Raw genomic sequence first — 19,651 nt, 5'->3', positions numbered from 1 at the left:
CATCACCTCCCTTACAATTTGTCGATGATGTAAAAGGACTGCCCTCCTGCCATTGCAAGCACCATAATACTGTCTCCCCTTTTCAGCTCATCATCCTCACCCTTATTTAAGCGCTTCGGCCAAATCAGTAATTCTTCTGGAATGATCAGTTTATGATTTTCATTTAATCGGATGCTCAGAGGGGAAACCGCCGTGACTTCTCCAATGAGAAGATCAATTGGAGATGCTGCGTCTACTGCATTCACTGCCAATCGTTTAATCGCTTCACTTAATCTCACGCTTGATCACCCTTTGGCATGGAATTTTTCTCAACAACATCAATGGTCATGGTGTGTTTCACTCCACTGAATTCATGTTTGTCTTGATCGATCCAGTAAGTTTTTTTTATGTTGATTTCAGGGATTTTCAAATAGATTGGGAGACCGCTTTGCAGCTCAGGAATTCCTAGCGCTTGGATGCTTTTGACTTCTTGTTTGACGCCTTTTTTCTCTGCCAGCCGTACTTTGGCTCTTTTTTGCAGCTGCGGCTGGTTGATTTGCCCCGTGACTGTTTCAACATGCTGTAAAATACCGTATTTATTCTGACCGGCTTTATCCTGTTCGATCACCACAATCTCGGATTTACTACCTTTTTTCTTATTCTTCCCCTGTTCATCAGCAGACGTACGCATCTTGACACGAGTGGCTGTCTCTTCAATCGAGGTGCTGTATTGATAGCTGATGAGATTAACGCCTGATTCAATGACCCATACGTCCTCTGGATCAGGCCAGGCTCTCAGCCCCATCTTGCCTTTAGCAGAATAGATTTGATAGTTTCTTCCTGTTTGCCGCTTCGTTTCTTTCAATGCTTTCAATATCATGTCATACAAGCTTGTATCATTTTTAAAGACTAGTGATTTTATGACATGTCCTGTATTGGTGATGGAGGTCATTGGAATTTGAAAGTCAGCTCCAATCCGCCTTAAAATTTGATCTGCTCTTTGATTTGAAAAAACATAGACATCTTGGTTTTTCACCAAATATTGAAGCATATCGTATGCGGTAAAGGTCAGCTTTCCTTCAACCGGCGTCCGGGAAAAAACAATGCCTCTAAACAGCTCTTTTCCTTTCCATTTAAAAAGAACCGTGTCCCCTTCTGAGACACGGTAATATGTTTGACTGCCTTGCTTTGTGATAATATTTGCCTGAATAGAGCGAGGGGCTTGATACCTTTGCCCCTGAAGTGTCACACTCTCTGTGACAAGCTCATACATGGTGCCGCTTCTGATGGCAAAAAGCTCAATCAATGCCAGCCCCCCTTATTGTGGTATTTTTAATTTTTGTCCAGGGAAAATCCAATGCCCCGGCTGCTTAATATTGCGTTTGCTTCGTTTAATCATCGCTGCTTTATTGGCATTCCAAATACGCCGCCATTTTGTACTGTCACCATAAAATCGGCCTGAAATGGCCCACAACGTATCACCTTTTTTGACGGTATACAATTTTGGTGGTGTTTTTGATGGCCTTTTCTTTTTGGTTTGTTTTGCTTTTTTCTTCCGTTTGATTTTCCTAGGCGATGCGGTTTTGTATTCCTTTAACTCGATCGTAAATTCACGATCTCCAATATCATATGACCCTTCCTTGTGGGTGAAGCTTTCAATGCTGCACGTCATATTGATTTTTGTCCCAGTTACAATCAACCGCACAGATTTCTTTGAACGCATCATTCGTTCAATTTTCGCGATCGCATTCTCTGGTGATGAAATGCTTTTATATTCAGCAATCGGCGAATATTTCTTAGGAAATAATGAGGTGAATGATACTTGTTTCGCCGATGGTACGTCAATAAAGGTCAGTTCTCCAAAAGAGGAGACCTTCACTGTTTCATTTTGTACGTTATTTGTGATTTCGAGTTCGGATGGAAGGACAGGGAATCGCAACTTGTCCTTTCCTTGGGAAATCCACAATTGATACACTGATTTACCCATCGATCACGACCCCTTTCGTTCCTGTATGAAGCTCTACTTCTAGTTCATCTACAAGCATTTGTTTAATTTTTTCTACTAGCGATTGCTGATCTTGTCCATTATGGAAATGCTGATCTCCATTGAACTGAATCGTGATCTGTTTATTGCCTGACGATGTTGTACTGCCAGTAGACTGAGCTGAGGTGACTTGCTGCATCTGTGCTTCTGGTAAAGGAGCAGATGCATTTGATGGATCATATACTTGCATCCCAAGTCCCTTGGCTGCCTGCGTCAATAAATACCTTCCGCGAATGCCTCTTTCTTCAGGAATAATCCATTCGCGTTTATTTCCTTCACCGACTCTAGCAACCTGCTCTTGAGTAATCAATCCGCCATTTGCGTAGCCTTTATAAGGTCCGCCTCTTCTCATACTTCGTAATCCAGGCGTGTTGAAGACTGTTCCATATCTGCCCTTAATGTAGTTAATGGCTGCTACGGCATTATGAATTGGGTTCCAAATATCATTCATGCCCTTGCCTTTATTAGCATTAAACGTCGTTCCGATGGTTTGCATTAAGCCTTTAGAAGGTGTTCCCTTTTTGGCGTTGGAATCCCATAAGTTGATCGCCCTCGGATTTCCACGTGACTCATGCTGCGCGATGGTCATTAGACCTGGAAGCCAGCTCATTGATGTGCCAGTTGCCATCAGAGCTGCCATGAGCCATTGTTTAATATTAAGCCCTGAAGCTCCCATACCGCTGAAGGCACCGATTAATGAACCAGCCTGATTTTCAGCAAATTTTTTCACATCAACTGAGTCAAGCCCTTTGACGACACCGATCGACGCAAATTTCCCAAGACTCATCATGACGCGTGAAGGGGAATGAATGTCTAATTCCTCTCTAAACGCCTGTTCTACTTTCTTCGCCATTTCTTTGGCGGCTTGAGTGACTTCGCTTCCTTTGGAACGCATGCCGCTGTTAAAGGCGTCAATCATTCCAGAACCCCAGCCTGGTGATTCTTGTTTTGCTTGCAGGAATGGTTGTTTGATGTGTTGATCTACGTATAGATTTGTGCCAGTGGATGTAGCATTTTGACCTGCTGCAAAACCACTAACAGATCCAGAACCCCAAGTTGGTGATGCTGTCATGACTTGTTGGTATGGTGCTTTTACACGACTTTGCAAGAAGCTATCTGTTCCTGTTGGTGTCATCTGCTGACCATTTGCAAAGGAAGAAACCGTTTGTTGACCATACTTTCCTGAGTCTGATGTCAATTGACCAAAAGGCTGCTGAATATTCTTTTGTTTCCATTGATCAAGAGAGATCACTTTACGGTTTAACCCTTGTTCAAAATCGTTATTAAATTGCTCGCCAATGCTAGAGGCTTGAATGTCCCCAGTCATCGAGACCGATCCGTCTATTGAACCGACAGAAGATGATGCAGCTACAGCTGTAGGAGCTGGAGAGCTTGATACTTGATTTTTTCCAGCTGCTCCGCTTGGCATAACAGACATTCCAAGATGAGAAGCAGCCTGAGCAAGCAGCATCTTTCCGCGTCCTCGGTTATTTTGAGTCGGAATGACAAATTCGTTCCCAGCTTCACCGACCCATGATAAGGTTGGCTGTGTGATATAACCGCCTGTGGCTTTTTTACCAGGTTTAAAATCTTTTTTTCCGTTTTCTCGACCTTTTTCAAATTTCACAATATGCCTACCAACGAGTTTTGCGCCTTCACTTTTGATTAAATCCCATGAATCTCCTAAAATATTTTTACCCCAAGATTGAACATTACTCCACTTTCTTGACCACCAGTCTTTATTAAATAGAGTTGAAGAAATAGTTGCTTTTGCAGTTGACCAAATTGTTTTTGATTGTTCCCATTTACTTTTTGACCAACTTTTTACGTTATCCCACTTCTCCCCCCACCAATCTTTGTTAAAGACCGTTTCACGAATTTTCCCTTTAATTGAATTCCATATGTCGACTGCGCCATCCCATTTTTCTCTGGTCCATTTTTTTACATTATCCCACTTCTCTCCCCACCAATCTCCGTTAAAAACAGTCTCACTAAGTTTCCCCTTAATAGAATCCCATATTTCGACGGCACCATCCCATTTTTCTTTGGTCCATTCCTTTACATTATCCCACTTCTCTCCCCACCAATCTCCGTTAAAAACGGTCTCACTAAGTTTCCCCTTAATAGAATCCCATATTTCGACGGCACTATCCCACTTTTCTTGAGTCCAGTCCTTGATAGCATCCCATTTTTCACTCCACCATTCGCCATTAAAGACAGTAGATTCTAAAACTCCTGTAACGTATCCAGCTTGTTCTGCCCACCATTCTGAATTGAACAGTGTATTCGATGCTGTAGTTTTTATATCTTCCCATTTTTCACTTAAGTTCCCTAAAGACGTTTCTGCAGAAGTTTTAACACTCCCCCACTTTTCATTCCACCAATCGCCATTAAATAAAGTGTTTGAAATGTTCTCTTTAAGTTTTGAAGTATCAAATATCTCCCCTAATTTTGATCCACCATAAGTGCCAGCCATGCCTCCAGCAACGCCACCAATTGCAGCTCCTACAAATGGTATTGGAATTAGAGCTTGGCCAATTGCAGCTCCACTAACTCCTCCTGCAAGACCTCCAGTGAAACCACCTACTTTTTCCCCAACGTTTTCTTTCGTTGTTCCTATTAAATCTGTTGCACTTAATAAGTTCCCCAATACAGGCACTCTTTTTAAAAACTTACTACTTCCTCGACCTATATTTTTTAATGAATCGCCTAATCCACTTAAACCTCCGCTACCTTTCATCAGTCCAGCAAGTCCCGCAACAGAGGCTACTATACCTGTAGTTTTCTTCAATCCACTAGGGATTTTTTCAAAAATCTTACCTACATTTGTTTTCAGTTTTCCTAGTCTACCTGGAGGTCTTCTGTTTCTTTCAGCTCTCGCAGTGGCGGTAGGGTTTGCAGGATGTCTTTGTGCACGGCCATTTCTATTTCTAGTTCTATTAGAACCACGCCTACTTAAACCTCGAGCACAACAAGGGCAACAGCTATTACGAAACAAACCTTTTCCTTTTTGTTTATTTGGTTGCGTATTAGGAGTTGGATTTGTTGGTGCTTCGGTAGTTTGACTTTGAGCTGAAGAGTTACTGTTGTTTTCGCTTGATTGATTTTTCGGACCAAGGATCCAATCTAATCCTTTGTTAAACCATTTATCTAGATACTCCTCAGGATTGATTTTAATCTTCTCAATAATTCGCCCGATCACTTCTTGCTTGTATTCGTCGATTTTCGTTTCAATCCAAGGTAGCGCCTTATCATCCCAAAAGTTTCTAGGACTCAATTTTTCCTTCAGTTTATCTGAAACGTCACCTGCATATTTTTCAATTTCTTTTAGCGCCTTTTTTCCAACCCCCCCCAACAAGCTCTGTTTGTTTTCTTTCGTTTTCTTAACGGCTGTTGCATTTGGTTCTTTTTTTACTTTCTTTTCTTTCACAACAGGCTCTGCCTGATCTCGTTTTTTCAGCTTACTTTTTGCATTGTCTTGAACAGATACTCTGATTTCGTGTTTAGACATCGTCAAGCTTTTGAGTGTCTTTTTGATTCGTTGAATTGCAGTGGTGGCTTGGTCAACCATGTTTAATCTCATATAGTACGTTCTGTTGATGAGCTGAAGGATTGATTTTTTGATCGATGACATTTCCGCTGACAATTGGTCGTTCAGTTTAAACGTCAGCATTATGGGGCTTGTCCCCATTTGTTTCAAACGATCTATGCTGGATTTAATGACATCCAGCCCCTTCGCTTGAATGGATATGACCAAACGATTCGGGATCGTATTTAACTGATTGTTCAATGCTTTTAGATCACGATAGATTCCTTGATCCAGCCTCATCGAAAATACTGACATTTTCCGTAGCGATAAAGTGAAGTTTCTTAACTTCTTTTCATCCATTTCCAGACTTATTTTTACCGGTTTTCTGAATGGTTTGAGCTGCTTCTCAAACGTTTGAAATCGTTTTTGAATGCGTAATAACTTCTTTGACACCCGGTCTTCTAATTCAAATCGTGCTGTAAGTTTCGCCATTTATTTACCTCCTTTCTTTGCTTCTTTTTCTAACATGTCTAGCTTGTAGCTGATGAGTCCGAAAAGAAATGCTTTGAACGGTCTTGGTGATTCGTATAAATCAAGGAGTTCAGATGGGGAGTAGTGAAGTTCGTGCATCGCGTAATATAAAAACACCGCTTCTTTATCCCCATCTTTTATTAGTTTTTTGCTGCTTCTTCTAAATCTTCAATTTCATCTTCGAATCCGTTGATTTCGATCGCTTTGTTTAACCAGTTCGCATATTCACCGCCGACTGACAGGACACGTTTTGCTACTTCAACTGGATCTTGTGTGCTGTAGGCTTCTCTTAATTCCTTTGAACGAAAATCTGGATAAATCGTCGATTCAATCGCAATCCGTGCGTAGAAGCGCTGGCTGTCTAAGTCTTTCACACGTCCTCTGCCTTTGACATTTTTGAAGGTTGTGTTTTCTTTTTCCAATTCATCAATACGTTCAGTTGTAATGGCTTTAAAGACAAAAGGAATGACATTCCCTTTTTTATCAATAAAACGCTTAGAAATCGGTACTTTGACTTCTTCCGCTTCTACTGTTTGTCCTGGCATAAAAAATGAAAGATCAAATGTTTGTTTTTCACTCATGTTTAAAAACTCCCTTTGTTATGTTTTTTTGAATGCAAAAAAGCACATCCATTTTTGAATGTGCTTTCCAATCTTTTCATGTATAATTTAAATTGTACAATTGAACGGCTTGCTCAAGGGCGTCTGGCTCATCCCCGATAGGAAGGGGGTGATGCATATGTCAACATTTGAAGCGATTTCCCTTATGCTTTTATTCGGGATGTTTATCTTTACTTTGTTGACGTATATAGACAAAAAATAGACTCCCCTTGAGCTGTGGAAGGTTAAAGGGAAGTCTACCTAAAGAACCTATTCGATAAGCCAGCCCCTTGAAGGGCCTCATTGTACATTGCCGGGATGTTAGAGCATCCTGGCTTCTTTTTATTTTATGCAAATTGCTTTGCAAGTAAACATATTTTAATGAATCGAATACAAGACGTTACCAGACGAAAAGAAGACGGCATCAAGACGGTTGTATTACAACTGCATTATAGCATATTCAGCTGTTATTTAGCTAATTAATTAGCTAATTTCCTCCACTTTTCTTAGAATGAATTCTTCAGCTTTTCAGGAAGATCAAAGTCCTCGAATGTGAATGGAACTTCTTCTTCAAGCGCCTCTGAATCAACATCCAATCCAGCGATTTTAGCAGAATCAAAGTTGACATCAAATAATGTCACACGCTCAGTGCCACGGCCTGATGATTTATCGTCAATGACAGCTTGAAGAGTGAAATATGGATCTTCTCCTTTTTTCACATAATTGAGCATTAATTGAACGAAACGGGACGTAACTTTATAGAATGTTGCCGTTCCTGTTCCATTTGCTCCCGTTGTTTTATGGCCAGTCATTCGGCGGCCCATGACGTTGACTTCTGATTTGTTTTTCTCCACGTTTGCTTCGAAGGTTTTGATAAATGCAAGTTCCTCACCTTCTAAGAAAAGACGACCTTCTTTACCTGAAATCGTATTTTGCGCTTTAAAAGCCATCTTACTTCACCTCCACATTGAAATAGAATTTTTCTGCTGCATCTACTGGTTGAACCGCTAAATCGATGATAAATCCATCACGATCTTCATTGAGACCGATCACGATATCTGTTTCTGAATTAAAGCCTGTAATGCCGCTGCCATCTTGAAGCTGTGTGAGATACTGGGTAATCAGTGTTTTCACAAGCTGCACACCATCATCTGATGCTGGAATGTCATTGCCATTGGCTTTACGTAATTTAATCAGATTTTTTAATTCGAATGTTAAATCATTGTTGATCGCATCAAGCACACGAATGATTTTATTTTTCGCCAATTGCTGGTTCTTTTCAGCTGTAAAGCTTGTCAAGGAGTTAATATCTTTTTCAACACTCACGGTACGATCTCTCGCATCAAAGGTGAAAAGGAACTCCCCTTGTGATAATCGGTATTCTACTTGATCATTGTCAAGGCGTTCTAATGTATCGACTGCTCCTTCGTATTCAACAAAGGTCAGTGACTGATTGAAGTTTGCTCCGGCACTTGCACCTGCGACCCATGCTGTTGTTTGAGCAGGTGTTAGTTCTGTTCCACCTTCGAGTACAACCCCGCTTGTCACATTGATGATTCCTTCTTGGTCCGCTGCATAATTCGCCACAACCCCTTGCACCTTACGTCCTTGCTTATCACGTAAACGCTCGATAAATGAAGCGAAGGTTGCTTTTAATTGCTCACTATTATCGACTGGAAGGGCAATGACATCAAAGTATTCTGTTTCTGCTGCTTCTAGGAAAGCTGTATAATCTGCGACACTTGCCACGCCGTTTTTCCCGCCGCTTAGTGCCACACCAGCTGTGATGACGGCTTCACCTTCACCAGAAAATTGAACGTATTTGTTTTTCACAAGGTCTTTGACATCAGTGACGACCTGCTTATCCACAATATCCGTTCCAAGATAAGTGATCACATCGCGTTTTGTGCTATCAAGTACATTTTCTGCCACTTGTACTGTGATTTCATTTCCTTTTAGGCCGCCATAATTTGCTGTGACCACAAAATTTTCAGCAATTTCGGCTTTGGCCGGCTCACCTTCATTGAGGCGGTAAAGCAAGACCGTTTGCGCTTTTTTCTTTGCTTCACGGAAAAGAAGAAGTGACTTATCATCAATGTTGAGTCCAACCTTTTTATTTAAATCTTCCATATTTGAAACGGAAATAAAGGTTTTTGGTTCTCCCCAGCTCATCACAAGGGGAAGTGCCACCGTACCTCGATCGCCTAAAGTAATTCGCTGCTCTGCTGTTGTTTTAAAATTAAAATAAATGCCAGGACGCTTTTTCTCTGTACCTGGTGTAAAAGTGCCTCCGTTCATCCTTTAAACCTCCTTGGACAAAAAAGCATCAATGTGCTTTTTCGCTTCTGTTTTTGTAATTGGTTGATGTTTGATATAAAAAAGAGCCCCTTCAAGGATTTCTGGTTTGACCCCAAAAAGATCCTTACTGTGCTCCTTTAAGGCTTCAAATGAAAAGCCAAATTCTTTTTCTTCGCCGGCTGTTTGAGCAGGCTGAGCATTTTTAGTCTTGCTCACGTTTGATCACCCCATCTGAAAAGTTGATATCTTCAAGGCTTGCCTGTTTGTCACGGTTATACCAATAGCTGCTATCCCACGTCAGGACAATCGCTGCTACGCCTTGATCTATCATTCTTGTTTCCACTCTTTTTATGCGGACATAATCATCAAGCACCTCTCCGTCTTCACTCATCATCTGAATGATTTGACGATCAGCAAGCAATGCATCAACGATTGTTTCTGCCGCATCATGTGCTTTTTCTGTATCAATATGAAAGACTTTCACTTGCAGCGAATAAGATTTCATAAAGGTAGAAACCGTATCTGGACCACTGATCACTGTCACAGGCGGCACGTAAACGGATGGCATTTGAAAGCGTTCTGGCAAAAGACGATCATACATTGTCACAGGAAAGTGTGTGTAGATATAATGCATGATTGCCCCGACTTCTTGATTCATTCCATCACCTCCCAAAATGTCGATCGAACCAGCTTTGCAGCTTTCGATCCAGCGACTGTTCAAACATTTGCTCATAGAGCATGACAGCATGATCCCAGTAGCCATTTCCAGCAATCCATTGAGAGGCAAGCATCATTCCTGTACTTGCATTCGGATCATATTCAAAGCGGCTGCCAGTCCATCTGCCAGGCACCCATCTTCGCTCTCCACTTGAAGAAGTGGCATGTCCGTCATTGACATAGGAGGCATATTCAAGCTGCGTTCCCACTTCAAGTGTGAGACCGCCTTTTGAAATGAGAAAATGATTCTCCTTGCCGCCTTGCTTAAAGGAGCTTAGAAGCCGGCCTGTATCGACAGCATTCTCCTTAATTAATTCATCCTGAATGATGTCTAAAAACTGCAGGCCCATGTCCTCCAGCCAATCTTGATATTCTGCCTTTAAGCCGCCATCACACGCTGTCTGCAGCTGTGAAAGCAGCCGGTCAAGTCCATCAATTTTCATAGATTTTCCTTCCTGACTGCCATCACTTCGATGTGATGATTTTTCACTTTTTTAGGCTGCTGTAATTTGAGTGACACGCCATTCCACACCATTTTGTCATGCAAACGAATATCAGTTGCTAAAGGAAAATGGACAAGATAGGATTGATAAATGACTGTATTCGGCTCTTCTTGCACAAGTGACTGGTTCTTTTCTATGACATAACAAGCTAGATCGGTTAGGCTGGGAGCATCGGGATAGGAAAGTGTCATTTGTAAATCATCAGCTGGAATTCCAAATTTCCCGCGGGCAGACTCCTTCTGTTCAAGGTGAAAAAGATCACAGCGATCTGTTAATAGAGATTGATAGCTCATAATGATCTCACCTTTAGTTTGGCACTGCCGCCGGTCAATGTTGGTTCAATGTAATCTACAAGCAGGGCATATACATAGGGTCTGCCTTTCACTTGATCAGCTGCCTTCGCATATGAATAATCGCCCATTTTCTCTGACGTAAAGCCTTTCATCATAGATTCATCATCATTCAGCATGGCAAAATATTGGGCCATTTTTAATAATGCGATTCTTGCTTTTTCAGGGAGGGGCTGATATTTTTCGCTTGAGAAATCGTGACCTACGATCTGAAATACCGCAGCTTCTGCTTCGATAATATCTGCTGTCAGTCTTTCTACAGATCGATTTTTCACACGATCAAATACAGAATAGGCTTGCAGTTCTTCAGCAGAAATGATCATGGCCTGCCGTCACCTACTCTTTCACTTTCATCACTTTTGCTACAGCATCCTCTTCCTCAAACTTGCTGTCTAGCTTCGCTGTGAGGACAATAATAAATTTACGGCTGCGAATATCTTTTTCTACTTCAATTCGAATATTACGAGAGAAACCTACGATAATATTTTTAGGGTGTGTCAGCAAAATATCTGATACGTCTGTTCCCGCTTCGTCATATGGCTGCATATTGGCAAGACCTTTGACCGGTACACCGAATGCAGAAGAAAGTCCGCCTTGAATGGCCGCATCTCCGAGGCCTGTCTGACGGTTTGCTACTTGATCCTTCCACTCAACCTCTAAACTTGGGGATGTGTAGAAACGGAAATCCTGAGGTACACGTAAATATTTTGACGGCATCGCTTTATAGGCTTGCTTAAACATTTGGCGGCTAATTTCCGCTCCATTCGCATCTACGATATGAGATACCGCTTGTTTTCTCACGCCATCCATTTGAGCTAAAAATGGATCTGCTGAAGTCGTATCGCCATTGACGATGAGCTCTTCAATGTCAACTGCTGCTCGTTCAGCAAGCATTTGCATAATCGTCTGCTGAATTCCGTCTTTCTCAATATTGTTTTCAATGCTGTCGTAGGTCATATGAATCTCTGCGATGACCTCTTTCGCATTTAGTTGGACAGTGCTTGTCGCTGGGACAACACGGTCTTTCGCATCAAGCGCTTTGCCTTCTTCTGCTGGGCGCAAAATACGCTGGCCAAAGCCGATTTTTTCGATTTTTTGTGAATCACTTTCCATTGGAATGATACGTGCATCATTTAAAACGGTTGGTGTATTTTGCATCATTCTAATGAATGTGTTGGATTGGGTTGCGTTCATGAGACCGCCGGTTTTTAAGCTGGCAAGTGTCATTTCGGCCTTGCGAATCAACTCTTGATTTCTCACACTGTTTCCTCCTTATTTAGGCTTATAGTAAGCCTTCCCATATGGGCTTTGTACTGTCGTTTTGTGTATCGTGGATTGTTTGTTTTGACATGCCGCGCGCTTTTTCAAGCATGTGAATCCGCTCTGAAATAGGCAAAAGCTGCTGCTGAAGCACTTGCTCAAGCGCTGCTTTTTCTCTGCTGGCTGATTTCTCTAAGGAAGAAAGCTGATGACGAATCGGTGCAACGACTTGCTCAAGCACCTTTTGGACAGGTTCTTCCCCTGTTTGATCTGTTTCTTGCTGTTCAGCCTGCTGTAAGACGTTTTCGATGGCCATTTTTGCTTTTTCAAGCTCTCGTACTTGCTCCGTCGTTAAAGCGGCATCTTGTTTTTGTACGGAGGCTGGCTTTTCACCAATCGTTTGAAGCACATCTTCTGTCTTCAAAATGTCCTGCACGATTGGCAGCAATTGCTCAAGCGCTGCTCTTACACCCGCCTCATCACCATCACTTGACTGTAAGGTTTCCAGCAGGTGGTCTAAAACGCTCCAAAATTGTTGTGACATGTTTGCACCTTCCTCTTTCAAAAAGAAATTTTTCAGCAAAGAAAAAAGCCCTCTCTCATTCGTGCTTTGAGATAGGAGCTGATCTTGTTCTTCTATTGCTACGATGTCCGCCGTTCCAGCCATTGAATACCCTGTAATGTGGCCTTTCTGAATTTGATCCCAAATTTCTTGGGAAGCCTTTGTCACAAGCACCCAAGATCCTTTTCGAATCAGCTCACCGCCTACTTCAAAATCAGCTGGTGCGATGTATGATTCAACCACTTCGCCAACACCATGTTGAAAATCATGCTGTTTGTCAATGTGGCGGGCATCCTTCATAAAACCATGTGCCGCTCTTTCAATTTCTTTGGCAGACATAAAGTCTTGGTGTGCATCAGGTGTATTCGGTTCATACACGACACCATATACAAGGCGATGAGCATCTTCTGCCTTTGTCAGCACACTGACCTCCTTTTGAAAGTCAGGCCGCTTTTTCTTTGCCTTCATCAAAAAGAATTTCTTTTTGTTTGCGGCTCTGTCGACGTAGGAAACATGCGTAATTTTTGCGTTTTTTAATTCTCTTGGCATATGTTCACCCCCTTTCAAAAAAGCGCACGCGCTTCGGTTTATTCCTTCAGCTGATTCGTCTCTTGTTGAGGCTGTTCTTCAGCTGATGTCTTGCGGCTTTCTAAAGGTCTGTGATAGAGATCCTCCGGCCATTCCTCTAACGTTTTCCCAAGGATACGTCCCGCCAGATCTCTCAAATCGTTTGGCGACACTGCCCCAGCCTGAATAAACGGTGTCAGAACTTTGGCAATCTCTAATGGGTCTCTAAAGTCAGGACCATTTAATAGGAAACGAACATGCCAAATATCAAGATCCGGCAGGAAAAGAGTATTGAGTTTTCCTGTGATGAGATGCCGTTCAGGCTGAAATACCTGTTCTTCTGTTGTTTTCCGCGCCGTATCTGCTGTCGCTTTGTTATAGTCTTGAGACTCGCCTGTGTAAATAGGTGGCAGGCGAAAAGCAGAGCGGATTTTGTTTCTTGTTTTTTCATCGTATTCTAAAAAGAGTGCATCTTCTTGCAAAATCTCTGCTAAGGATTTAAAGTTCACTTTGACATTAGAGACATCTTCTTCTCCAGTTAACCCTTTTTCCGTCGGGAGTCCTTCAACTTCAAGCAAGAGAAACTTATGTGCATGATCAGAGCCTTCAATATCGTCCATATAATCCTGAAGCTGCTGATAGGATGACTCTGACAGCATTCCATTTTCGACAATGATGGCACCAGGTACATGCCGCCCTTGTTTAAAATAAAGATAGTTCAACTCTTCTGCCTTGCGTGCCCCATACATATTGACGATGTTGCCAATCCAGCGGGGAATCCCATACGTTCCACTGCCGATTTTAAAATGAATCACTTCTGTTGCGCGCAGCGGCTCTGGGGTGGTGTCATCGTATTTGCCTGTTTCACAATGTAAAATGCGCGGATCACCATACTCCTTGAAGAAGACTTTCTTTTCATTGATCACCTGCACATATTTACGGAATCGTTTCTTTCGATTCATTGTTTTCAATTCGCCGTTTTCTGTGTATTGGAATTCGACGTCGACTGGCTCACTCAGCTTGCAAATACGGATATGGAGCGCATCTAAATACTCGATTCCTGCCGGCTTTCCTTGACCATCTCGGAGCACCTCTAAAAAACCATTGCCCGTTTTCTCCCGGTCTTCGATGACATAGCCAAGTACTACATCGGCTGATTCATCATAGTTCATGTATTTCGTAAACTCTTCAAGTCTTGTCCATTCCTTCTCTGCGGCCTTCTTTTTTGCTGGTTTCACACCTTCTGCATTAAAGTCAAAGGCATATTCTACACCAAAACCAAAGCCTAAAATATTGGTCTTATACGCATCAATACATTGCTGAAGAATGGTTGAATATTCTGCCATGCTTTTTAATTCATTGATATTGTAAGGCGGGGGAACAATGTCATCCTTTTCGTAGGAAAATTCATCTGCATACATTTGTTTTGTATGATCAGACATGTTTGCCTTCATAATGGTAGCTTTCAATTGTTTCATTGTATGGACCTCCTCTCTCTGTTTGGACGGACACGCTCCGAGGCGGTCTGTTTCAAATCTGTCACTTCATAATCATCCAGCGCATACCAGATGGCTGATAATGTGTGCGGATCGATTTGAAATTCATCTTCCTCTAGGCGTCCATCCTTATCTGCCTTATAGGTTAGTGATTGAAGTTCATAGATGGTATATGGACAAGCATCAGAACAAATAATTTTCTTAAAACGTTTGATCTTTTTTGTATACTGCAAACGTGAGCCTTGAAACTTATGTGCGGCCACCATTTGAAAGCCGCGCTGCCGAAAATAGTGAATGGTTTTAGGTTCGGCTGCATCGGCTTTAATCAGTTCCTTTGATTCAATGAACTCTTTCAGGTCAATGGCTGTTTCATCATCTGTCTTCCCGCGGTCGTAATATTCCCAATAAATATATAAGTACTTTTTTTCATGATCGACAGCTAACCGAATGAGCGCATTGTATGATTCAACAAATCCAAAATCCATGCCTGCTCGTTTCAGCGGTCTGTCAATCTGCTGAATGGCTTCTAATACGTCAGAATGGCTTCTCACTTCAAATTGAGGAAAAACCTTTGTGCCATTGATCCCGAAATACCCCTTCCTCGCAATGCGATAGAGATCTGGGTCATACTCTTTCAGCTCATCCAGCTGCTTCACGTAGCTTTTAGGAAGGAATAGGTTATCTTCCGCCGTGGAGTGATGATAATACGTATCCCTGATGACAACGGTCCGTTTTTTATATAAGGTCTCGTCATCTAAAACAAAACGCTTTAGCTGTTCATCTCGAAAAAAATGTCGGTATGTCCAATTATCTTGACCAACAGGATTGGTCGATAACATCATATAAAGCGGTAAGGATGGATGCCTCAGCCTTCCAAGCAGCTCTTTAAAGCCTTCATAAGAAACCTCTGAACATTCCTCAATCCAAATGATCGAGATGTTGTTGATCGATTTCAATTTTTCAGGCTTGTCCAGCCCTTTAAATAAGATGCTGCTGCCGTTTCGAAACGTCAGTGCAAGCGGCGAACTTCGGCACTTCACCACATGGTCGATGCCGAGGTCGCTAACGATTTCTTGTAATAAAGAAAAGGTTGATTCGCGGTGCGTATCATACACCTCTCGAATGACAAGTGCTGTCCGCTTTTCTTCCAGCAGCTTTAAGACGAGCTTTAAAGCAATGTGATAGCTTTTGGAGGAGCCATAGCCTCCTACTAAAAATTGAAACTTTTGATTCCAATCGAATAGAAAGTGTTCAAAGTGAGGATTGACTTCTTTTTCAATCAATGGCGTCATGAGTCGTCCTCTTTTCGCTTGATCATGATTTGAAGATCTTCCTCTTTTTCTTCACGCACTGCTTTTTTTGTTTTTTCGATTGTCAGTTCAATTTGCTTCAGCCTCAATCTTCGTTCATCCTTTGCATGTGCGAGCTCTTCAAACTGTTTTATTAGACGCCTCAGTTCACCCATTGCACGGGATTGTGCATTTAAAAATGTGGCATGCCGATCCCATGAAAATTGAAACGAGTATTCTTCTGAGGTGATGTCTAGTTCTGTCTGAATGCCTTCGCCTGTTTCTTCTAATGAAGAAGGCATGTATGCCGCCTTTTTCAGCTCTTTGATCATGTCCTCTTGATCTGCTACATACATGATTCGCTGCGCCCGAATAATGGCTGCATATTGAATTTGAATTTGATCCCAGATTAAATCAAGTGATGTGCGTCCATCCATTTTCTCCATGATTTCAATCGTTTCATCTGAAAGAAATTGATTGAAAATCGAGTGTGCTTGCTTTGACGAAGTTTTTTGTCTTTGCCATCCGTATCGCCTTTTCCACGATTTGACGGTATGGATCGAGACATTGTAATGATCAGCAATTTGCTGGTACGTCATCCCCTTCATATAATCCTGCTTGGCCTCTATCCGTTTATCTTTCATTTACATTCACCTGCCGCCTCCTTTTAATTCGAACGATTCCCTCTGAAGGAATCATTTGTGTAGGGCTAGCAAACATTCGTTTGGTCTTTCTAACTATAGGTGGCAACTGTAAGACAAGCTTTAGCTGATTTATTTTCGGATAGAAAAAACGCCTATTCAGCAGCTCTGAATAGGCGTTCTTGTACTTTTTTGGACATCTTCGTCCGCGCTCTTTCCATATGTTTTTGGACAGTTCCTTTTTTGACATCCAGCATGACCGCAATCTCGCTAAACGATAACCCTTGTGTTGTGTGCATAAAGAATACGTCCTTTTCTCGATCTGTTAAAACAGACAAAGCTTCATCAATTCGTTTTTTGTCTCTCTCACTGACTTCTTTTTCTTTCTCTTGAATAAGGGTAAATTCATGTGATAAAGCCTCTAACACTTCTGGATTTGCGAGGATGGTACGCTGATAGACTGAACGTCTGTCTAATCCTCTGCGCGCACCTGGCTCTCTTCCCATTTGAAGCCATTCTACTACGTATTCCAGATCGCTTACCATACTGGCGATCATTTTTTTATCATGCTTGTCTTGAACGGACAGCTGATGTTCTTCTTTTTCTTTAAATGGTTCATATTGTTTTCTAGCATTCTTTAAAGCTCTTTTATATTCAATGAGTAAATCTTGCATATTGGCTCTCTCCCTTTTTTAAGAAAATAAAAAACGGACACCAATCAGGCCCCCTTTTAGCAGGGTCTTGATCAGTGTCCGCAGGCTTTCCGTCTTGGACATATTGTGCTTTGATGTGTTCAGTCAGTTAGCTGATTTTAAAACCAATCTCGTGATCTACTCTTGCAAAATGACCTTTTGCCGTTTGAATAATGGTTTTTCCATGTTCAGGTACATCCATTTTATAAGCCGTTCCTACATTCCCATCTAACACGATGACTTGAATTTTTCCTTTTTCCATCTCACCGACAAATGTTTGGTTTTCTTGAATGAATAGTTGTTTTGGCTCGTTCATATGCTTGGCTCCTTTTTTGGGATGGCCTCGTGCCACCACCTACCGTATTGATAATGATTTCAACTCTTGGACACATACTATAAAACTGAGAAACTCTTAAATCGACCATCTGCAGAGGGACTTCATCGGCTATAGAATGAAGTGCTTCTTGAATATGCTGTAGACTTGGCTGAAAGATGCTGACGTGTACCGGGCGTATCAATCCTTTTTCTGCGTATGTACGCTTGTTTTGGCAGTCAGCTATGTCAAGCGGCATGTGATCAAATAAACGAATCTCAAGTGATAGTGCGCCTTCTAATTTTTGCGGGCATTGTACTTTTGCAGCTGATCGTATTCTTTTCATCAATGTCTCTTTTGTTAACAAATGCTCATGTTCAATGATTAAATGGATGACCATGTTATGATCTCCCGTCATCCTCTGCCCACTGGCGGATGTCTTGTTCGTTTTTACTCGCTTTGAGCAAGCATTTCAAGAATGTCATGATTTGCTTCCATCGTTTCACGTTGCCCTGATTCCTCCTTTTTTGTATCATCGACCTTAGCTTTCAGGAGGGTCATATATGTCTCTTTCTCTTCTGCTGTGGCAAAAACAAAGATCGGTTTCTGATGATGAAAGGCGATCCAGCCGCCAGCTTGATCTAAGCAAACCTGCGCTTCTTTACTAGCATCAAACGTCAGCTGATGTCTCATCTTCTTCAGAGCCCTCCAAACTGTCCTCAATTTCTGTTTGGTATCCATATCGTTTCATGTCATATAACCAACAGCTTTTTGGATAGCCAAAGTCATTCATCTGTGTCACTATTGGATGTTCAATATTCATTCTGCTCGTCTCCCCTTTTCTAAGAACCGATCTTCTTTCAAGTAATTACTCTTTTCGTGTAACTTTTGGCCAAAAAAAAGCTCTTGAACACCGATATTCAGCAGATCTGCAATATGCTTTGCCATTTCTAAGCTAGGCTTTGTTCTGCCCATTTCGATATTCGCATAGCCGCTTGTGTACTTATATCCCAATTTTTTCGCCATATAGGTTTGTGTTTTTCCTTGCAATATGCGCTCTTCTCGTAAATTTTCAAGTTTCATCTTTCCACCTCTTACTCAATATGTGTAAGTTATATTCATTATGATAATATACACGAATCGAGTAAGTCAATCACATTTTTATTCTTTTTGTGTATTTATTTATCTTTTCCGTGTAATTCATGATAAAATTTACTCATAACATGAAAAAAGGTGTATCCGATGGATAATTTAACTGGGAAGATTTTAACTGAATTAAGAGAGAAGCATGGATGGAGCAAGTCAACAGTTGCTAAAAAACTCGGATTAAAGGCGATGTCCACCTATGCAAACTGGGAATATGGCTTGAGAAAGCCCGACGGTGAAATGATTGTGAAAATTGCCGAGTTATATGGAGTCTCAACCGATTATCTTCTCACAGGTAAGGACAAAGACAGGCCCGCCCATGATCTTGCAGACGATCCTGATTTGCAAATTGCGTTTAAAGCAGCCTCAGATTTTTCCGAAGAAGCACGAAGACAAACCATCGATTTTATTAACTACATTAGAGAGAAAGAGAAGCAAAAAGGCCGTCAGCCAAAACAGCGAGACGACCATTGATCATCTCTTTTCATCATGATTTACGTTGCTGGGATGATCCCAGCTTTTTTTATACCTCTTTTTTCCCCTAAAAAAGAAAAAGCATATGAATAAAAAATCATATGTTTTTTTAATATCATGCTTTTCCCAACATAATATATGACAATTTTCACCACAATTACTCTTTTTTCACATATTTTAATTGACATATAATTCTATTAATATTAATATATGTATATACCAAAAAAAGGAGTGTTACCGATGAAAAAATTCATGAAAGTCTGTACATTGTCTTTAGCTGCTTTAGGTGCTCTTACGTTCTCCCAAACTGAAGGTGCTCATGCAGCTGCACAGCCAAAAGAACCAGTCATAGCAAAAGCTCCTATTATGAATAAAGTAATTACGGTGAACCGTACGCTTTCTGTAGGTTCTTCAATCGCCGTCTCTCTTCCAGCAAGCCAAATTTCTGTGTCGGGTGCAACGTATGCGATTCAATTAGATCAAACAGCTCCAAACTTCACTTGGATTCGCGCTGTACAACGCGGTTCTGTGACAGTTTCCTACTATAATTCACTAGGCGAGCTTGTGATTAACTATATTACTGTTCGATAAACAATCTAGCTTTACATATCTAAAGGCGATGACATGAAGTCATCGCCTTTTGGTGTTTAGAGTTGGTTTC

27 protein-coding genes are annotated in these 19,651 nt (G+C 41.5%); 3 read left to right on the top strand and 24 right to left on the bottom strand.

The genetic code is table 11. From position 1 onward, the window contains the following. Positions 1 to 11: 11 nt before the first annotated feature. From NSS92_RS18940 to NSS92_RS18915, 6 genes are read right to left on the bottom strand one after another with little or no spacing between them, the layout of a single operon-like run. Positions 12 to 278: a DUF2577 family protein gene (locus NSS92_RS18940; protein ID WP_340870234.1), complete on the bottom strand. Its 267-nt coding sequence runs from the start codon at positions 276 to 278 to the stop codon at positions 12 to 14. Next, a complete protein-coding gene (locus NSS92_RS18935) occupies positions 275 to 1,285 on the bottom strand; it encodes an XkdQ/YqbQ family protein (protein ID WP_340870232.1) in 1,011 nt (336 codons plus the stop codon). Before NSS92_RS18935 ends, NSS92_RS18940 begins: the two co-directional genes overlap by 4 nt. Positions 1,286 to 1,297: 12 nt before the next feature. After that, positions 1,298 to 1,966, bottom strand: coding sequence for a LysM peptidoglycan-binding domain-containing protein (locus tag NSS92_RS18930; protein ID WP_340870230.1), 669 nt, complete (start codon positions 1,964 to 1,966; stop codon positions 1,298 to 1,300). Beyond that, complete coding sequence (locus NSS92_RS18925; RefSeq protein WP_340870228.1) at positions 1,959 to 6,044, bottom strand: transglycosylase SLT domain-containing protein; 4,086 nt, start codon at positions 6,042 to 6,044, stop codon at positions 1,959 to 1,961. The genes NSS92_RS18930 and NSS92_RS18925 overlap by 8 nt, the downstream gene beginning before the upstream one ends. After that, positions 6,045 to 6,182 carry a hypothetical protein gene (locus NSS92_RS18920; protein ID WP_095285871.1) on the bottom strand — a complete coding sequence of 46 codons (138 nt, stop codon included), beginning with the start codon at positions 6,180 to 6,182 and terminating at the stop codon, positions 6,045 to 6,047. It abuts the gene before it with no gap. Positions 6,183 to 6,223: 41 nt separating this feature from the next. Then, positions 6,224 to 6,664, bottom strand: coding sequence for a phage tail assembly chaperone (locus NSS92_RS18915; protein ID WP_340870226.1), 441 nt, complete (start codon positions 6,662 to 6,664; stop codon positions 6,224 to 6,226). A 151-nt stretch (positions 6,665 to 6,815) separates the two neighbouring features. Between NSS92_RS18915 and NSS92_RS19520 the strand changes: the two genes are divergently transcribed. Then, entirely contained in the window at positions 6,816 to 6,905 is a 90-nt protein-coding gene (locus tag NSS92_RS19520) for a putative holin-like toxin (RefSeq protein WP_073207186.1), read from the top strand. Positions 6,906 to 7,188: 283 nt separating this feature from the next. Here the strand turns inward: NSS92_RS19520 and NSS92_RS18910 are convergent, their stop codons facing one another. From NSS92_RS18910 to NSS92_RS18825, 18 genes are all read right to left on the bottom strand, one after another. Continuing rightward, on the bottom strand, positions 7,189 to 7,632 hold the full coding sequence (locus NSS92_RS18910) for a phage tail tube protein (protein ID WP_003213309.1): 444 nt from the start codon (positions 7,630 to 7,632) through the stop codon (positions 7,189 to 7,191). Position 7,633: 1 nt separating this feature from the next. After that, a complete protein-coding gene (locus NSS92_RS18905) occupies positions 7,634 to 8,980 on the bottom strand; it encodes a phage tail sheath family protein (protein WP_340870224.1) in 1,347 nt (448 codons plus the stop codon). 3 nt (positions 8,981 to 8,983) lie between these two features. Next, complete coding sequence (locus NSS92_RS18900; protein ID WP_024425900.1) at positions 8,984 to 9,196, bottom strand: hypothetical protein; 213 nt, start codon at positions 9,194 to 9,196, stop codon at positions 8,984 to 8,986. Beyond that, positions 9,183 to 9,638, bottom strand: a complete 456-nt coding sequence (locus tag NSS92_RS18895; protein ID WP_340870221.1) for a phage tail terminator family protein — start codon at positions 9,636 to 9,638, stop codon at positions 9,183 to 9,185. Before NSS92_RS18895 ends, NSS92_RS18900 begins: the two co-directional genes overlap by 14 nt. Before the next feature lie 4 nt (positions 9,639 to 9,642). Then, the gene (locus NSS92_RS18890; RefSeq protein WP_267586507.1) at positions 9,643 to 10,140 is read right to left on the bottom strand and encodes an HK97 gp10 family phage protein; all 498 of its coding nucleotides are present in this window, start codon (positions 10,138 to 10,140) and stop codon (positions 9,643 to 9,645) included. Continuing rightward, positions 10,137 to 10,493, bottom strand: coding sequence for a YqbH/XkdH family protein (locus NSS92_RS18885; RefSeq protein ID WP_340870219.1), 357 nt, complete (start codon positions 10,491 to 10,493; stop codon positions 10,137 to 10,139). The genes NSS92_RS18890 and NSS92_RS18885 overlap by 4 nt, the downstream gene beginning before the upstream one ends. Continuing rightward, on the bottom strand, positions 10,490 to 10,873 hold the full coding sequence (yqbG, locus tag NSS92_RS18880) for a protein YqbG (RefSeq protein WP_024423261.1): 384 nt from the start codon (positions 10,871 to 10,873) through the stop codon (positions 10,490 to 10,492). The genes NSS92_RS18885 and yqbG overlap by 4 nt, the downstream gene beginning before the upstream one ends. A gap of 13 nt (positions 10,874 to 10,886) precedes the next feature. Then, on the bottom strand, positions 10,887 to 11,810 hold the full coding sequence (locus NSS92_RS18875) for a phage major capsid protein (RefSeq protein ID WP_024425904.1): 924 nt from the start codon (positions 11,808 to 11,810) through the stop codon (positions 10,887 to 10,889). Positions 11,811 to 11,832: 22 nt separating this feature from the next. Then, positions 11,833 to 12,921, bottom strand: coding sequence for an XkdF-like putative serine protease domain-containing protein (locus NSS92_RS18870; RefSeq protein ID WP_340870215.1), 1,089 nt, complete (start codon positions 12,919 to 12,921; stop codon positions 11,833 to 11,835). Positions 12,922 to 12,959: 38 nt separating this feature from the next. Then, positions 12,960 to 14,417, bottom strand: coding sequence for a phage portal protein (locus tag NSS92_RS18865; protein WP_340870212.1), 1,458 nt, complete (start codon positions 14,415 to 14,417; stop codon positions 12,960 to 12,962). Further along, complete coding sequence (locus tag NSS92_RS18860) at positions 14,414 to 15,715, bottom strand: PBSX family phage terminase large subunit (RefSeq protein WP_340870272.1); 1,302 nt, start codon at positions 15,713 to 15,715, stop codon at positions 14,414 to 14,416. The genes NSS92_RS18865 and NSS92_RS18860 overlap by 4 nt, the downstream gene beginning before the upstream one ends. Positions 15,716 to 15,723: 8 nt before the next feature. Next, on the bottom strand, positions 15,724 to 16,368 hold the full coding sequence (gene terS / locus NSS92_RS18855) for a phage terminase small subunit (RefSeq protein ID WP_024425907.1): 645 nt from the start codon (positions 16,366 to 16,368) through the stop codon (positions 15,724 to 15,726). 152 nt (positions 16,369 to 16,520) lie between these two features. Then, complete coding sequence (locus tag NSS92_RS18850; protein WP_340870209.1) at positions 16,521 to 17,039, bottom strand: sigma-70 family RNA polymerase sigma factor; 519 nt, start codon at positions 17,037 to 17,039, stop codon at positions 16,521 to 16,523. Between the two features lie 127 nt (positions 17,040 to 17,166). Next, the gene (locus NSS92_RS18845; RefSeq protein ID WP_395960789.1) at positions 17,167 to 17,319 is read right to left on the bottom strand and encodes an XtrA/YqaO family protein; all 153 of its coding nucleotides are present in this window, start codon (positions 17,317 to 17,319) and stop codon (positions 17,167 to 17,169) included. 1 nt (position 17,320) lies between these two features. Further along, positions 17,321 to 17,770 (bottom strand): holliday junction resolvase, encoded by a 450-nt coding sequence (locus tag NSS92_RS18840; RefSeq protein ID WP_340870206.1) that lies wholly within the window; start codon positions 17,768 to 17,770, stop codon positions 17,321 to 17,323. 50 nt (positions 17,771 to 17,820) lie between these two features. After that, positions 17,821 to 18,063, bottom strand: a complete 243-nt coding sequence (locus NSS92_RS18835; protein ID WP_340870204.1) for a hypothetical protein — start codon at positions 18,061 to 18,063, stop codon at positions 17,821 to 17,823. After that, positions 18,041 to 18,193, bottom strand: a complete 153-nt coding sequence (locus NSS92_RS18830; protein WP_340870202.1) for a hypothetical protein — start codon at positions 18,191 to 18,193, stop codon at positions 18,041 to 18,043. Before NSS92_RS18830 ends, NSS92_RS18835 begins: the two co-directional genes overlap by 23 nt. Further along, the gene (locus NSS92_RS18825; RefSeq protein ID WP_340870198.1) at positions 18,190 to 18,453 is read right to left on the bottom strand and encodes a helix-turn-helix transcriptional regulator; all 264 of its coding nucleotides are present in this window, start codon (positions 18,451 to 18,453) and stop codon (positions 18,190 to 18,192) included. Before NSS92_RS18825 ends, NSS92_RS18830 begins: the two co-directional genes overlap by 4 nt. A 159-nt stretch (positions 18,454 to 18,612) precedes the next feature. On the opposite strand from NSS92_RS18825, the gene NSS92_RS18820 reads away from it, so the two are divergent. Continuing rightward, entirely contained in the window at positions 18,613 to 18,990 is a 378-nt protein-coding gene (locus tag NSS92_RS18820) for a helix-turn-helix domain-containing protein (protein ID WP_267586516.1), read from the top strand. A 240-nt stretch (positions 18,991 to 19,230) separates the two neighbouring features. Beyond that, positions 19,231 to 19,581: a hypothetical protein gene (locus tag NSS92_RS18815; protein WP_048237272.1), complete on the top strand. Its 351-nt coding sequence runs from the start codon at positions 19,231 to 19,233 to the stop codon at positions 19,579 to 19,581. The last annotated feature ends 70 nt before the right edge of the window (positions 19,582 to 19,651 follow it).

Source organism: Bacillus sp. FSL M8-0166, from assembly GCF_038008825.1.
GTDB classification, from domain to species: domain Bacteria; phylum Bacillota; class Bacilli; order Bacillales; family Bacillaceae; genus Bacillus; species Bacillus safensis.
This window is presented reverse-complemented; position numbering and strand designations above follow the sequence as displayed.